The organism is Pseudomonas sp. LAMO17WK12:I1 (genome assembly GCF_900177315.1).
In the GTDB taxonomy this organism is placed as follows: domain Bacteria; phylum Pseudomonadota; class Gammaproteobacteria; order Pseudomonadales; family Pseudomonadaceae; genus Aquipseudomonas; species Aquipseudomonas marginalis.
Genome location: NZ_FWZV01000015.1, coordinates 26,209 through 41,595, shown reverse-complemented (window position 1 = coordinate 41,595; position 15,387 = coordinate 26,209). Strand labels below are relative to the sequence as shown.

Below are 15,387 nucleotides of genomic sequence, written 5' to 3'. Positions count from 1 at the left end.
GGTGGGATGAATAGCAATACACTGTGGTTGATCGGCCGGCGCTTCGGCGCCGGGGCCTTGACCTTGTTGATCGTGTCCATGGTCGTGTTCGCGATCACGGCGGTACTGCCGGGGGACGCGGCGCAACAATCCCTGGGCCAGTTCGCGACCCCTGAACAGGTGGCGGCCCTGCGCCTGAAACTGGGGTTGGACCAGCCCGGTGTGTTGCGGTACCTGCACTGGTTGATGAGCCTGCTCAGCGGCGACATGGGCGTATCGGTCTCCAACGCCATGCCGGTCGGTGAGCTGATGGCGGGCCGGGTGCCTAACACCCTGATGCTGGCGGGCGCCACGGCGCTGGTCTCGGTGCCGGTGGCACTGGTGCTCGGCATCGGCTCGGCGATGGGCCGGGGCGGGCGCATCGACAGTTGCCTGAGCTTTATCACCCTGGCGATGGTCGCGGTGCCGGAATTCCTGGTGGCGACCCTGGCGGTGCTGATCTTTGCGGTCAACCTCGGTTGGTTGTCGGCACTCTCCTATGCCAGCGACATCAGTTCACCGCTGCAATTCATGCGCACCTATGCCTTGCCGGTGATGACGCTGTGCTGCGTGATCGTCGCGCAAATGGCGCGCATGACCCGCGCCGCCGTGATCGACCAGCTCGACAGCCCCTACGTGGAAATGGCGCGCCTCAAGGGCGTCAGCCCGATCCGCATCGTGCTGCGCCATGCCTTGCCCAATGCCATCGGGCCGATTGCCAACGCCATCGCCCTGAGCCTGTCGTACCTGTTGGGCGGGGTGGTGATCGTCGAAACCATTTTCAACTACCCCGGCATTGCCAGCTTGATGGTCGATGCCGTGACCAACCGCGACATGGCGCTGGTGCAGGCGTGCACCATGTTGTTCTGCGCGGCGTACCTGGGCCTGGTGCTGCTCGCCGACCTGTGCGCGATCCTGTCCAATCCGAGGCTGAGAAACCAATGAACAACCTCATTGCGAAATCCAAGCCTGTCTCCTCCGCCCTGGCACTCGCCAAGGTGTCCAGCGGCCCGTCGTGGCTGGGGCTGCTGGGCGGCGTGGTGTGTGTCGCCTGGCTGCTGGTGGCGCTGCTCGGTCCGTGGCTGGCGCCCCATCCGGTGGGGGAGGTGGTGTCCGATAACATCTTCGAAGGCTTCAGCCTCGCGCATCCATTCGGCACCGATTACCTTGGCCGCGACATGCTCAGCCGGGTGCTGGTGGGCGCGCGCTTTACCGTCGGGCTGGCGCTGGTGGCGGCGTTACTGGCCAGCACCTTCGGCACCGGCTGTGCGCTGTTGTCGGTGGTCTCGCCCAAGTGGCTGGACGAGATCATCAGCCGCATCATGGACGCCTTTATTTCGATCCCGAGCAAAATGCTCGCGTTGATCATGGTCTCGGCGTTTGGCTCATCGGTGACGCTGCTGATCTGTACGGCCGTGATCAGCTATATCCCCGGCTCCTTCCGCGTCGCCCGCAGCATGGCGGTCAACATCGAAGCCCTGGAGTACGTGCAGGTCGCGCGTACCCGTGGCGAGCGTCGGCTGTACGTGGCGTGTGTGGAGATCCTGCCGAACATGCTCAACCCGGTCCTGACCGACCTGGGCCTGCGTTTCGGCTACATCGTGCTGTTGCTCAGCGGCATGAGTTTTCTTGGCCTGGGCGTGCAACCGCCGGATGCCGACCTCGGCTCGCTGGTGCGGGAAAACATCGGCGGCCTCAACCAGGGCGCGCTGGCCATCATCCTTCCGGCGCTGGCCATCGGCACGCTGACCATCGGCGTGAATCTACTGATCGACTATCTGTCCTCGCGACGCAGTCGACGCACGGGAGGCCATTGAAATGACTGAATTGATTCGCGTCGAAGACCTGCGCGTGGTCGCCTGTGGCGAGCGTGGCGAGGTGGAAATCGTCAAGGGCGTGAGCTTTGCCCTGAAACAAGGTGAAGTGCTGGCGTTGATCGGCGAGTCCGGCTCCGGCAAGACCACCATCGCCCTGGCCTTGCTGGGGTATGCACGGCGCGGGTGTCGCTTGTCCGGCGGCGTGGTGCAGGTCGGCGAGCACGACATGCTCGCCCTGGGCGAACACCAACTGCAGGGCCTGCGCGGCAACCGTGTGTCCTATATCGCGCAAAGTGCCGCCGCCGCGTTCAACCCGGCGAAAAGACTCATCGACCAGGTCATCGAAGGCGCACTGATCCACGGCCTGGGCACGCGCGCCGAGCTGTACGCCAAGGCTATCGGCCTGTTCCGCGACCTGGCGCTGCCAGGCCCGGAACGCATCGGCCAGCGCTACCCGCACCAGGTCTCCGGCGGGCAGCTGCAACGGGTGATGGCGGCGATGGCGTTGATCAGCGATCCGCTGCTGGTGGTGCTCGACGAGCCGACCACCGCCCTGGACGTGACCACCCAGATCGACGTGCTGCGTGCCTTCAAACGCGTGGTGCGCGAGCGCGGTGCCACGGCGGTGTACGTGTCCCACGACCTCGCGGTGGTGGCGCAAATGGCCGACCAGATCGTGGTGCTCAACGGCGGGCAGATCCTCGAACAGAGCGCCACCGCACCGTTGCTTAACGCCCCGACCCACGCCTACACCCGCAGCCTGCTGGCCGCCGCACGGCCCGACACCACTATTCGCCCGCCCTGCGGCGTCGTCGGGGAGGTACCGCTGCTGACCATCACCGGCCTCACCGCCGGCTACGGCAACAAGAACCTGCACGGCATGCCGTCGATTCGGGTATTGGAAGACATCGACCTCACCGTGCGCCGTGGCCAGGCCATCGGCGTGATCGGCGAGTCGGGCTCGGGCAAGTCCACCCTGGCCCGGGTGGTGGCGGGGTTGCTGACCCCGGCCCTCGGCGGCCTGGCCTTCGACGGGCAACCCTTGGGCGGCAGCCTCGCCGAGCGCACCCCGGAACAGTTCCGGCGGATCCAGATGGTGTTCCAGAACGCCGACACCGCGCTCAACCCCATGCACAGTGTGGCGGCCATCATCGGTCGGCCGTTGAAAATGTATTTCGGCCTCAAGGGCGCGGCGCTGCAAACCCGCATCGGCGAACTGCTCGACCTGGTGCGCCTGCCCCGGGACCTCGCCGAACGGCGCCCGAATGAGCTGTCCGGCGGGCAAAAGCAGCGGGTCAACCTGGCCCGCGCGCTGGCGGCCAAGCCCGACCTGATCCTCTGCGATGAAGTGACCTCGGCTCTCGACACCGTGGTGGGTGCGGCGATTCTCGAACTGTTGCGCGACCTGCGCCAGCAACTGGGGGTGTCGTACCTGTTTATCAGCCACGATATTTCCACCGTGCGCGCGCTGTGCGATGACATTGTGGTGATGTACAGCGGCCGCAAGGTCCAGGCCGGCAGTCGCCAGGCGTTTGCCGAGCCGCCGTTCCATCCTTACACCGACCTGTTGATTCACTCGGTGCCCGAGTTGCGCCAGGGCTGGCTGGAAACCTGCGGTACTGCAGGCGACACGCTGCCGGCGCTCGGCGAGCGGGCCAATGGGCCGCAGCTGTGCACCTTCCTCAATCGCTGCCCGGTGCGCGTCGACGGTCTGTGCAACCGCACCGCGCCGCCGCGCCGCCGCCTTGACGACGGTGGTGAAATCCTTTGCCACCACGACAGCGCCCATTTGCTGGATACCCAGCAGGGCGTCAACACCCTCACTGTGGGAGCCTATGCATGAGCGCGCGTTTTGTGAGGCTGGCCGAACAGGGCCGGCCGACGGTCAGCCTGACCGTGGATGGCGCTGCCGTCCAAGCCCTGCAGGGCGACACCCTGATGGTCGCGCTGCTGACCCAGGGCAACGCGCTGCGCCAGTCGGAATTCGACAGCGGCCGCCGCGCCGGTTTCTGCCTGATGGGCGCGTGCCAGGATTGCTGGGTGTGGACCCGCAGCGGTGAACGCCTGCGCGCCTGCTCCAATGAAGTCCGTGACGGGCTGGATATCGTTACCACACAACCGGAGGCGACATGGCCACTGCACGGGTAGTTATTGTGGGCGCCGGACCGGCCGGGGTGCGCTGCGCCGAAACCCTGCTGGCGGCCGGGATCAAACCGATCCTGATCGATGAAAACCGCCGCGACGGTGGCCAGATCTATCGGCGTCAGCCAGAAGGCTTCACCCGCGACTACGCGACCCTGTACGGCAGCGAGGCCGCCAAGGCCCAGGCCCTGCACCAGAGTTTCGACCGCCTGCGCGACGCCATCGACTACCGCCCCGACACCCTGGTGTGGAACCTCACGCCGGGGCAACTGTGCTGTGTGAGCCAGGGCCGCCACACCACGGTGGATTACGACGCACTGATCCTCTGCACCGGCGCCACCGACCGCCTGATGCCCATCGAGGGCTGGCAACTGGCGGGCACCTACAGCCTGGGCGGGGCGCAGATCGCGTTGAAAAACCAGGCCGTGTCCATCGGCCGTCGCGTGGTGTTCATGGGCAGCGGGCCGTTGCTGTACCTGGTCGCCAGCCAGTACGTGAAGGCCGGCGCCGAGGTGGCGGCGGTGCTCGACACCTCAGCCTTGAGCCTGCGCCTGAAAGCCTTGCCCAAACTGCTGGCGCGGCCTGGCGTGCTGTTCACCGGGATCACCCTATTGGCGCAACTGTACCGCGCCAAGGTGGCGGTGCACCTCGGGGTCAAGCCGCTGCAAGTGATGGGCGACGCGGCCAACGGCGTGAGCGGTGTGCGCTTCGCCACCGGCAACGGGCAGACCGTCACGGTGCAGGCCGATGCCGTTGCGCTGGGTTACCACCTGCGCCCGGAAACCCAGCTGGGTGACCTGGCCGGCTGTCGCATGGCGTTCGATGAGGCATCGAGCCAATGGTGGCTGGCCACGGATGACGCTGGACGCACCTCGGTCAAGGGCGTGTACGCGGCCGGTGACGGCGCGAAAATTCGCGGCGCCGATGCCGCCGAGCACGCCGGGCGCCTGGTGGCGCTGGCGCTGCTGGAAGACCTGCAACAACCGGTGGACACCGGCCTGCGGGATGAACAACAGCAGGCCCTGGCGGTGATGGATCAATTCCGCCTGGGCCTGGCCCGGGCGTTCCCGTGGCCGAGCGAACAGGCCAAGGCGTTGCCGGACAGCGCCATCGTGTGCCGCTGCGAGATGATCAGCGCCGGCGAGCTGCGCCGCACGGTGAAGGAGAAGGGCGCCTGCGAAGTCAATCGCGCCAAGGCGTTCAGCCGTGTGGGCATGGGCCGTTGCCAGGGGCGTTATTGCTCCCAGGCCGGGGCCGAAGTGATCGCCGCCGCTGCCGGCGTGCCGGTGCAGGCGGTCGGACGCCAGCGCGGCCAGGCGCCGGTCAAACCGTTGTCGATGCTGATCACCGAGGAGGTCTCGTCATGAGCGTGCAAAAAACCGATGTGGTGATTGTCGGCGGGGGGCTGATGGGCTCGGCGACCGCGTTTTTTCTGCGCCGTCGCGGGCAGTCGGTGATCCTGCTGGAGCGCGACCAGATCGGCCAGTACGCCAGTGGCGTCAACTTCGGCAATGTACGCCGGCAAGGGCGTTTCCTCGGCCAGTTGGCCTTGGCTAATCGCTCCTGGGCGCTGTGGAAACGCCTGCCGGAACTGATCGACGACGACCTGGAATTCATCCCCAGCGGGCATATGCGCGTGTGTTACCGCGAGGATGAAATTGCCGAGCTGGAGGCCTACGCCGCCGCACCGGAAGCGCAACAACTGGACCTGAAGATTTATCGTGGCGCCGAACTGCATCAACGCTTCGGCTTCCTCGGCCCGGACGTCAAGGGTGGCTCCTACGCGCCCCACGATGGCCATGCCAACCCGCGCCTGGCCGCGCCGGCGTTTGCCCGCGCCGCCCGGCGCCTGGGTGCGCAGATCGAAGAGCGCACCGAAGTGGCCGAGGTGCAGAAAGTCGGCGCCGACTTCCAGGTCACCACCACCGACGGCCGCCAGTTCCACGCCGCGCAACTGTTGATCACCGCCGGCGCCTGGGGCCAGAAGCTCTCGGCGCAGTTCGGCGAACCGGTGCCGCTGGACGCCCACGGCCCGCAAATGGCCGTGACCGAGCCGGTGCCTTATGCCTTGCCCACGGTGATCGGCGTGTACACCAAGGTGCCCGAAGAGGTGATCTACTTCCGCCAGATTCCCCGGGGCAATATCGTCATCGGCGGTGGCTACCGCAGCAAGCCGGATATGCTCAACCGCCGCGCCTATGTGGAACCGCGCAGCATCCTCAACCAGGTCAGCCAGATGCGCCGCCTGCTGCCGGGCGTCGGCAACCTGAACATCATCCGCGTGTGGAGCGGCATCGAAGGCTACCTGCCGGACTCGCTGCCGGTGATGGGCCCCAGCGGTACTGTCGACGGGCTGTTCTATGCCTTCGGGTTCTGCGGCCACGGTTTCCAGCTGGGCCCGGGCGTCGGCGATGTGATGGCCGAGCTGCTCGCCACCGGCAGCACCAGCACCCCGATCGAGCCATTCTCCATCACCCGGTTCGCCCCACCTGCCGAGCAACGGAGCCAGGCCTCATGAAACCCCGCGTATTGGAAATTCTGAAACAGCTGATGGCCTTCGACACCGTGTCATCGGCCTCGAACATGGCCTTGATCGAGTATGTGCGCGACCTGCTGCTGAGCAAGGGCATCGACTCGCTGATCGTCAAGGACCCCAGCGGCAAGAAAGCCAACCTGTTCGCCAGCACCGGGCCCAAGGAACAGCCCGGCGTGCTGCTGTCCGGGCACACCGACGTGGTGCCGGCGGCGGGGCAGGCCTGGACATTTCCCGCCTTCGCCGCCACCGTTCAGGACGGGCGCATTTATGGGCGCGGCAGCTGCGACATGAAGGGCTTTATCGCCCTGGCCATCGACGCCATGCTGGATGCCGCCGACCACACGTTGAACCGCCCGCTGCAACTGGCCCTGTCCCATGACGAAGAGATCGGCTGCGTCGGCGTGCGGCGCTTGCTCGACGTGCTGCACCTGGCGCCGATGCGGCCGTTTCTGTGTGTGATCGGCGAGCCGACCAACATGCAGTTTGTCCTCGGCCACAAGGGCAAGGGCTCCTACCGCACGTACTGCCGAGGCCAGGAGGCGCATTCATCCCTGGCGCCGCGCTCGGTCAACGCCATCCACGTGGCCTGCGACTTTATCGCCGCCCTGCGTGACAGCCAGCAGCAGTTGCAACGCCACGGCGCCCAGGACAACGACTATGACGTGCCCTACAGCACCGTGCATGTCGGCCAGATTATCGGCGGCAAGGCGCTGAATATCGTGCCCAACCTGTGCACCCTGGACTTCGAAGTGCGCAACCTGCCGGCGGACGACCTGGACGCGTTCCTGGAGCAGATGCGCGAGCGCGCCGAGGTGATCGTGCGTGAGGCGCAGAAGCTGTCCAGCGTGGCGGCCATCGAGATCGAAACGATCAACGTCTATCCTGGCCTCGACACCCATCCCAGTGTCGAGGCGGTGCGCTTTCTCAAGCAATTCGCCGCGCCGGGCACCGGCACCTCCAAGGTTTCGTTCGGCACCGAAGGCGGCCTGTTCAAGCAGCGCCTGGACGTACCGGTGGTGGTGTGCGGGCCGGGTTGCATCGAGCAGGCGCACAAGCCCGACGAGTTTATCGAGATCAGCCAGATGGACGCCGGCGAGCGCTTTTTGCAAGGCTTGCTCGGTTCGCTGACGGCCTAGCAGAGCCTGCCGTCCTGGGCGCAATTTCAGCACGGCACGCTGCTTTAACCGCGCTTTCGGCATCCTCGTTTGCGGCGCCTCCCTAGACTGGAGCGTGTCTCGGATCAGGACTCGACCATGCTCAAGAATCGCTTGCAAGACCCCAGCCTGCTGGCTGAACTCGCCTACGTAGATGGCCAGTGGATCGCTGCAGACAGCGGCGCCACCCTGGCCATCCGCGACCCGGCCACCGGCCACGTGATTGCCCAGGTGCCGGCCATGGACGCGGTGGACACCCGCCGCGCCATCGAAGCCGCCGAGCGTGCCTGGCCTGCCTGGCGCGCACGCCCGGCTGCCGAACGTGCGGCGCTGCTGGAGCGCTGGTACCAGGCGATGATCGACAACCTCGATGACCTGGCGCTGATCATGACCTGCGAGCAGGGCAAACCCCTGAACGAAGCCCGTGGCGAAGTGCGCTACGGTGCCGGTTTCGTCAAATGGTTCGCCGAGGAAGCGCGCCGGGTCTACGGCGAAACCATGCCCGCGCCCAGTGGTGATCGGCGTTTGCTGACCCTCAAGCAACCGGTGGGCGTATGCGCCGCCATCACCCCGTGGAATTTCCCCAACGCGATGATCACGCGCAAATGCGCGCCGGCCCTGGCCGCCGGTTGCCCGATCATCGTCAAACCCTCGGACCTCACGCCGCTGTCGGCCCTGGCCCTGGCGGTGCTGGCCGAGCGCGTCGGTATTCCGGTCGGGGTGTTCAATGTGATCACCGGCTTGCCCGCCGGCATTGGCGAAGAGCTGACCGGCAACCCGGCGGTGCGCAAGATTTCCTTTACCGGCTCCACCGCCGTCGGCCGCCTGTTGATGCGCCAGAGCGCCGAGCACATCAAGCGCTTGAGCCTGGAACTGGGCGGCAATGCACCGTTTATCGTGTTCGACGACGCCGACCTCGAACAGGCGGTGGCCGGGGTGATGCTCAGCAAGTTCCGCAACGCCGGGCAAACCTGCGTGTGCGCCAACCGCATCCTGGTGCAGGACGGTATCTACGCGCGTTTCGCGGCGCGGCTGGTGGAAGAGGTGGGCAAGCTCAAGGTCGGCAACGGCCTGGACGACGGCGTGACTATCGGCCCGCTGATCAACCCCGCAGCGGTGAACAAAGTCGCGCGGCATATCGACGACGCCCTGAGCCAGGGCGCCCGGCTGCTGTGCGGCGCCGTCCCCAGCGGCGACAGCCAGTTCGTGCAGCCCACGGTACTCGGCGATACCCACGCCGGGATGTTGCTGGCCAATGAAGAAACCTTCGGCCCGGTGGCACCGCTGATGCGCTTTACCGACGAAGCCCAGGCCCTCGCCCTGGCCAACGCCACCCCGTATGGCCTGGGCGCCTACTATTTCACCCAGGACCTGCAGCGTTCGTGGCGTTTTGGTGAGGCCCTGGAGTTCGGCATGGTCGGCCTCAACACCGGGATCATCTCGATGGAGGTCGCGCCGTTCGGCGGCATCAAGCAATCGGGCCTGGGGCGCGAGGGCAGCAAGTACGGCCTGGACGAATACCTTGAAGTCAAAGCCTTCCATATCGGCGGCTTGAACTGAATTTTTGCGAGGCATGCACCATGAGCAAGGCATTCAGAATCGCCGCGATTGCCGGCGATGGCATCGGCAAGGAAGTCCTGCCCGAAGGGCTGCGGGTACTGGAACAGGCCGCCAGGATCTGGGACCTGGACCTGAGCATCGAAGTGCTCGACTGGGCCCACTGCGATTACTACCTGGAACACGGGCAGATGATGCCCGAGGACTGGTTCGAGCAGCTCAAGGGCTTTGACGCGATCTACTTCGGCGCCGTGGGCTGGCCCGACAAAGTCCCGGACCACATCTCGCTGTGGGGCTCGCTGCTCAAGTTCCGCCGCGACTTCGACCAGTACGTGAACATCCGCCCGGTGCGCCTGTTCCCCGGCGTGCCATGCCCCTTGGCCGGGCGCGCGCCGGGGGACATCGACTTTGTGGTGATCCGCGAAAACACCGAGGGCGAATACTCCTCGGTGGGCGGCAAGATGTTCGAAGGCACCGAGCATGAATTCGTGCTGCAGGAGTCGGTGTTCACTCGACGCGGGGTTGACCGCATCCTCAAGTTTGCCTTCGACCTGGCCCAGACCCGTCCGCGCAAGAAGCTGACGGCGGCGACCAAGTCCAATGGGATTTCCATCAGCATGCCTTACTGGGATGAGCGCACGGCGTTGATGGCGGCGAACTATCCCGAGGTGACGTGGGACAAGCAGCACATCGATATTTTGTGTGCGCGGTTTGTGTTGCAGCCGGACCGGTTTGATGTGGTGGTGGCCTCGAATCTGTTTGGCGACATCCTGTCGGACCTGGGGCCGGCGTGTGCGGGGACCATCGGGATAGCGCCGTCGGCGAACCTGGATCCGGAGCGGCGGTTTCCGTCATTGTTCGAGCCGGTGCATGGGTCGGCGCCGGATATTTACGGGCAGAACATTGCCAATCCGATTGCAATGATCTGGTCGGGGGCATTGATGTTGGACTTCTTGGGCAATGGGGATGGGCGGTATCGGGCGGCCCATGATGGGATATTGCGGGCGATTGAGGCGGTGATTGCAGAAGGGGTGGTTACGCCGGATTTGGGGGGCCGGGGATCGACTCAGGATGTGGGGATTGCGATAGCTGGGCGGCTTTTTGATTGAGTACATATCCGTTGCTGCGGTAACGGCCACTTATGGTTCCGCCCTTACGGCGGCTCACTTTTGGAAAGGCCCAAAAGTAAGCAAAAGGCCTTCGCCCCAACACTCGGCACCTCGCCTAGGCTCGGTGTGCCCTCACTCCGGCTTTGGAGCGTGGGCCGCCGCGATGGGCCATCCATGGCCCAGCGCGGCTAACCCGGCGTCCTGCCGGGTTACCCACGCTCCAAAGCCTGCGTTCGGCCAGCGTGTTTGATGGGGCGATTTGAGATCAAAAGCCAAAGCGAGGCGGCCTTAAAGCCGACCTGACCATTGAAGCGTACGCGTTGTGGCTTCTACTTCCTTAACCGCTGACGAAGTCAGCAATCTTTTGATCTGGCTCTGGCTCTTGATCTGCTTTTGATCTTGATCCTGATCTCAGGCGCCCCGTTAACCACGCTGGCCGAACGCAGGGTTGAATTCGTGGGTAACCCGGCAGGACGCCGGGTTAGCCGTCCTGGGCCAAGGATGGCCCATGACGGCGGCCCACGGATTCAAGCCGGAGTGAGGGCATACCGAGCCTAGGCGAGGTACCGAGTGGTGGGGCGAGAGCCTTTTGGTTACTTTTGGGCTCTTTCCAAAAGTGACCCGCCGTAAGGGCGGAACCAATAGCCGCCGTTACCGCAGCAACGGATATGTACTCAGTACCCCCGCAACCGATCCACCTCACCCACCATCTCCTCCCCCCGCTCAAACCGCCGAATATTCTCCAACAACACCCCAAACGCACTCTCCGGTTGGGTCATCGCCGCAATATGCGGCGTCAACAACACCTGCGGATGCCCCCAGAACGGATGCTCCGGCGCCGCCGGCTCTTCCCGCAGCACATCCAGCACCGCCCCACTCAACTGCCCACTCTCCAACGCCTCGAGCAAATCCTCTTCCACCAGGTGCCCCCCACGGCCCATATTCACCAACCCCGCCCCCCGTGGCAGTTGCGCAAACAAGCGCCGGTCCAGGATCCCCTGGGTCTGCTCCGTCAACGGCAACACGCACAGCAAAATATCGCACTGGCTGAGAAACGCCGGCAGTTGCGCTTCCCCCGCATAACACTCCACCCCCGACACCTGGTGCGCACTGCGCGCCCAGCCGGACAGGGCAAAGCCCAGGGGGGCCAAGGTCGCCAGGATCTGCTGGGCCTGGGCACCCAACCCCATCACCCCCACGCGCCGGTTCGCAGCCGGTTGCAACAGGTGCGCCTGCCAACAGCGCGCAACCTGCTGCTGGCGGTAGCGCAACATATCCCGGTGCAGGCTGAGCACCGCCCAACTGGCGTATTCGCACATGCCGCGGGTGATGCCCGGATCCAACAGGCGCACCACCGGCAGGCCCGCAGGCAGGCGATCAAGGTCCAACTGATCGACACCGGCCGACAAGGCGAACAACACCTTCAGGTTGGGCAGCACGCGGGCCAGATCTTCCGGTGCCTGCCAGGCGGCCAGGTAGTCGACCTCGTCGGGGTTGCCGAGGTCGGGCCAGGTGCGCCACTCGATTTCCGGCGCGTGTTGGGCGAACAGTGCCTGCCAGTGTCGGCCGCGCACCGGGTCAGCTTTGTAGAGCAAGGCCATGGGCATTTCCTGCTGGATAAACGGAAGCATCATCATCGCCCAAAGCCCGGCGCAGGATCTGTTGAAACGCGGGGCGAAAACAGTTGATCCGAATTTCTCACGGGGCAAGTTCGGCGTAGTTGGTTGCCCGCAGGCCGTACTCTGGACTGCATCGCAACCACCTTCCGGTTGCCGGACTCACGATGGGAAATGCCATGAATAGCAAAGTCGACGAAACCCCTCATTTGCTCCGTCAGCGCGAGCAGTTCGTGCCCCGTGGCCTGGTGACCGCGCACCCGCTGGTGATCGACCGCGCCCAGGGCGCCGAATTGTGGGACGTGGATGGCAAGCGTTACCTGGACTTCGTCGGCGGTATCGGTGTGCTCAACATCGGCCATAACCACCCCAAGGTGGTCGCCGCCGTGCAGGCCCAGTTGCAGAAGGTTTCCCATGCCTGCTTCCAGGTGGTGGCCTACCAGCCTTACCTCGCCCTGGCCCAGCGCCTGTGTGAAATGATCGGCGGCCAGGAAGCCTATAAAGCGGCGTTTTTCACCTCCGGCGCCGAGGCGGTGGAAAATGCGGTGAAGATCGCCCGCGCCCATACCAATCGCTCGGCGGTCATCGCCTTCCGTGGCGGTTTCCACGGGCGCACATTGCTGGGCACCACGCTCACCGGCATGAGCCAGCCCTACAAGCAGAACTTCGGGCCGTTTGCGCCGGAGGTGTTCCACACCCCGTACCCGAATGCTTATCGCGGCGTGACCAGCGACATCGCGCTCAAGGCCCTGGATGAGTTGCTGGCGACCCAGGTAGCGCCGGAACGGGTGGCCGCGATCATCATCGAACCGGTGCAGGGCGATGGCGGTTTCCTCACTGCGCCCCCTGAGTTTCTCCAGGCGTTGCGGGCGTTGGCCGACAAGCATGGCATCGTGTTGATCCTCGACGAGATCCAGACCGGCTTCGGTCGCACCGGCACCTGGTTCGGTTTCCAGCACGCGGGTATCCAGCCCGACCTGGTCACCGTGGCCAAGAGCCTGGCCGGCGGCTTGCCGTTGTCCGGCGTGGTCGGCAAGGCGCACATCATGGATGCACCGCTGCCCGGCGGGCTGGGCGGCACCTACGGTGGTAATGCGCTGGCCTGTGCGGCGGCGCTGGCGGTGATCGATGCGTTCGAGCAGGAGCAGTTGCTGGCGCGCAGCCAAGTACTGGGCGAGCGCCTGCGCCAGGGGTTGCTCGGTTTGCAGGCGCGCTGCTCGCGCATCGGCGATGTGCGCGGCACCGGCTTTATGCTGGCGATGGAGTTGATCAAGGATGACCCGGCCCGCACCCCGGATGCCGATCTCAATCAACGCTTGATCGATGCAGCCCGGGCCGGTGGTTTGCTGGTGATCAAGTGCGGGGTACATCGCAATGTGCTGCGCTTCCTCGCGCCGTTGGTGACCAGCGAAGCCCAGGTCGACGAAGCGCTGGAAATCCTCGACGGCGCCTTGGCACGGGTCTTGAACTGAGGCTGTGCCCGCTACGGGCCAACTGCGGCATTGGAGGCTTGACCCCACATGGGACTGACAGATTATCGAGCGTTGCTGATCGATTGCGATGAAGTGCTGGTGGATCGCGATTCAGGGGTGTGGGCGGCGTTGCAGCCGCTGCTCGACAGCCGTGGCGGGCAGCCGGCCAAGGATCAGGTGCTGGCCGAATTCAACACGCAGGTTGCCAGGCTCTACCCGCGTTTCGCCGAGCTGGGCTTCAGTGGCGTGTTGTGTTTTGCCCATCGCCAACTGGCCGAAAGTTGGGGGCTGCACGCCAGTTGGGAGGAGGGCATGAGCTTTGCTCGTTCGGCGGGCAATTGGTCGTTGTTCGAGGATGCGCCGGGGGCGATGCTGTACCTGCGCAAGTTCTACCGCTTGCTGGTGCGTGGCGACCGTGATGCCGAGGACCGCGGGGTGTTGTGCGAGCGATTGGGGATTGCACCGGAAGATTTCATTTCCCTCGCCGAAGACCCGCAATGGCTCACGGACCGAGGCGCGCAGCTGCAACCGGTGCTGCATGTGACGCGATCGTCGGTCGGCACACACGGGGCGCTGGACCGCTGTTTGATCGGCCGCCACCGGGCGCGGCAGCCTTCGCCTTGTGCGGCGGAGTACTGCATCAACAGCATGGCGGATCTGGTGGCGCAGCATCAGCTGTCTTTACGGCGCTGATTTTGCTAGAAGATTGTCTTACAAACGGCAGTCAAGAGGTACGTGATGGAAGGGCAAGTCAAGCTGGACCGGATCGACATCAGTATTCTGGTTGAACTGCAAAAAGACGGGCGGATGACCAATGTCAGCCTCGCCGATGCCGTGGGCCTGTCCGCCAGCCCCTGCCTGCAACGGGTCAAGCGGCTGGAATCGGCCGGGTATATTTCCAGCTACAAGGCGCACTTGAACCTGGCCAAGATCACCGACTCGGTGACGGTGTTTACCGAGATCACCCTCAGCGACCATAAACGTGAAGACTTCGCCAAGTTCGAATCGAATATCCGCCTGGTGGACGAGGTACTCGAGTGCCACCTGATCAGCGGTGGCTACGACTATCTGGTGCGTTTCATGACCCGCAGCATCCAGCACTACCAGGAAGTGGTCGAGAGCCTGTTGGATAAGAACATTGGCATCTCCAAGTACTTCAGCTACATCGTGATCAAGTCGCCGGTGCTCAAGGATGGCGTGCCGTTGCGCAAGTTGCTGCGGCACTGAAATCCGCGCGCTTTCCTGTGGGAGGGGGCTTGAACCTGATGGCGGCCTGACAGCCGACCAGGATGTTGGCGTGGAATGAGTACATATCCGTTGCTGCGGTAACGGCCACTTAGGGTTTCGCTCTTACAGCGACTCACTTTTGGAGAGGCCCAAAAGTAAGCAAAAGGCCTTCGCCCCACCACTCGGCACCTCGCCCAGGCTCGGTGTGCCCGTAATCCGACAGTGATTTGGGGGGCCGCCGCCACGCGCCATCCATGGCGCGGGGCGGCTAAACCGGCATCCCTGCCGGTTTACCCCCCAAATCACTGTCGAATTCCGGCCAGCGTGGTTTAACGGGGCGCCTGAGATCAAGATCAAGATCAAGATCAAAAGCAAGATCAAGGGCGGCTCGCTTCGCATCGTGGTTACTGTTGGTGGCTACAACGTTGTAGATAGCTATGCCCCTGATTGCGGTCTTTCAGCTGACCCCGCTTTAGGGGGTGAACCGGTTCAAATGTGGGAGCTGGCTTGCCTGCGATGCAGGCACCTCGGTACATCAGGTACACAGCTTTGCGCAGGGCGTGGGAACGATCAAAGCTCACTGCTTTTGCACCTCAATTGGACACGCCCCCCCGTAGTCTCGGCTAAACGCCTCATCTCGACGCAACCCGCATAAAACACTTTTTCGGGCCCTTAAACAGTGGTCTGCGCCGATCCGTGGGTGCAATTCGGCGAAAAACGCAAAAGGGCCTGCGCTGTA

General features: G+C 64.5%; 13 protein-coding genes. 12 read left to right on the top strand and 1 reads right to left on the bottom strand.

The genetic code is table 11. From position 1 onward, the window contains the following. The first annotated feature begins 6 nt into the window (after positions 1 to 6). The 9 genes from B9N88_RS25645 (at position 7) to B9N88_RS25605 (ending at position 10,333) form a co-directional block, all read left to right on the top strand. Positions 7 to 963, top strand: coding sequence for an ABC transporter permease (locus B9N88_RS25645; protein ID WP_027607458.1), 957 nt, complete (start codon positions 7 to 9; stop codon positions 961 to 963). Further along, positions 960 to 1,835 (top strand): ABC transporter permease, encoded by an 876-nt coding sequence (locus tag B9N88_RS25640; RefSeq protein WP_027607459.1) that lies wholly within the window; start codon positions 960 to 962, stop codon positions 1,833 to 1,835. Before B9N88_RS25645 ends, B9N88_RS25640 begins: the two co-directional genes overlap by 4 nt. Position 1,836: 1 nt before the next feature. Continuing rightward, a complete protein-coding gene (locus B9N88_RS25635; protein ID WP_027607460.1) occupies positions 1,837 to 3,678 on the top strand; it encodes an ABC transporter ATP-binding protein in 1,842 nt (613 codons plus the stop codon). After that, complete coding sequence (locus tag B9N88_RS25630) at positions 3,675 to 3,983, top strand: (2Fe-2S)-binding protein (protein ID WP_027607461.1); 309 nt, start codon at positions 3,675 to 3,677, stop codon at positions 3,981 to 3,983. Before B9N88_RS25635 ends, B9N88_RS25630 begins: the two co-directional genes overlap by 4 nt. Beyond that, on the top strand, positions 3,965 to 5,344 hold the full coding sequence (locus B9N88_RS25625; RefSeq protein ID WP_027607462.1) for an FAD/NAD(P)-dependent oxidoreductase: 1,380 nt from the start codon (positions 3,965 to 3,967) through the stop codon (positions 5,342 to 5,344). The genes B9N88_RS25630 and B9N88_RS25625 overlap by 19 nt, the downstream gene beginning before the upstream one ends. Beyond that, on the top strand, positions 5,341 to 6,495 hold the full coding sequence (locus B9N88_RS25620; protein WP_027607463.1) for an NAD(P)/FAD-dependent oxidoreductase: 1,155 nt from the start codon (positions 5,341 to 5,343) through the stop codon (positions 6,493 to 6,495). Before B9N88_RS25625 ends, B9N88_RS25620 begins: the two co-directional genes overlap by 4 nt. Further along, positions 6,492 to 7,649, top strand: coding sequence for an acetylornithine deacetylase (argE, locus tag B9N88_RS25615; RefSeq protein ID WP_027607464.1), 1,158 nt, complete (start codon positions 6,492 to 6,494; stop codon positions 7,647 to 7,649). Before B9N88_RS25620 ends, argE begins: the two co-directional genes overlap by 4 nt. 117 nt (positions 7,650 to 7,766) lie before the next feature. Beyond that, positions 7,767 to 9,227 (top strand): NAD-dependent succinate-semialdehyde dehydrogenase, encoded by a 1,461-nt coding sequence (locus B9N88_RS25610; protein ID WP_027607465.1) that lies wholly within the window; start codon positions 7,767 to 7,769, stop codon positions 9,225 to 9,227. A 20-nt stretch (positions 9,228 to 9,247) separates the two neighbouring features. Next, complete coding sequence (locus B9N88_RS25605) at positions 9,248 to 10,333, top strand: tartrate dehydrogenase (RefSeq protein ID WP_027607466.1); 1,086 nt, start codon at positions 9,248 to 9,250, stop codon at positions 10,331 to 10,333. A gap of 674 nt (positions 10,334 to 11,007) precedes the next feature. Here the strand turns inward: B9N88_RS25605 and B9N88_RS25590 are convergent. Then, positions 11,008 to 11,934 (bottom strand): 2-hydroxyacid dehydrogenase, encoded by a 927-nt coding sequence (locus B9N88_RS25590; protein WP_027607467.1) that lies wholly within the window; start codon positions 11,932 to 11,934, stop codon positions 11,008 to 11,010. 194 nt (positions 11,935 to 12,128) lie between these two features. Between B9N88_RS25590 and gabT the strand changes: the two genes are divergently transcribed. Genes gabT through B9N88_RS25575 form a run of 3 tightly spaced genes read left to right on the top strand, consistent with a single transcriptional unit; the run spans position 12,129 to position 14,648 of the window. After that, entirely contained in the window at positions 12,129 to 13,421 is a 1,293-nt protein-coding gene (gene gabT, locus B9N88_RS25585; protein WP_027607468.1) for a 4-aminobutyrate--2-oxoglutarate transaminase, read from the top strand. A 48-nt stretch (positions 13,422 to 13,469) separates the two neighbouring features. Continuing rightward, entirely contained in the window at positions 13,470 to 14,114 is a 645-nt protein-coding gene (locus B9N88_RS25580; RefSeq protein ID WP_027607469.1) for a tautomerase family protein, read from the top strand. Positions 14,115 to 14,159: 45 nt separating this feature from the next. After that, positions 14,160 to 14,648: an Lrp/AsnC family transcriptional regulator gene (locus B9N88_RS25575; protein WP_010449292.1), complete on the top strand. Its 489-nt coding sequence runs from the start codon at positions 14,160 to 14,162 to the stop codon at positions 14,646 to 14,648. Positions 14,649 to 15,387 lie beyond the last annotated feature (739 nt).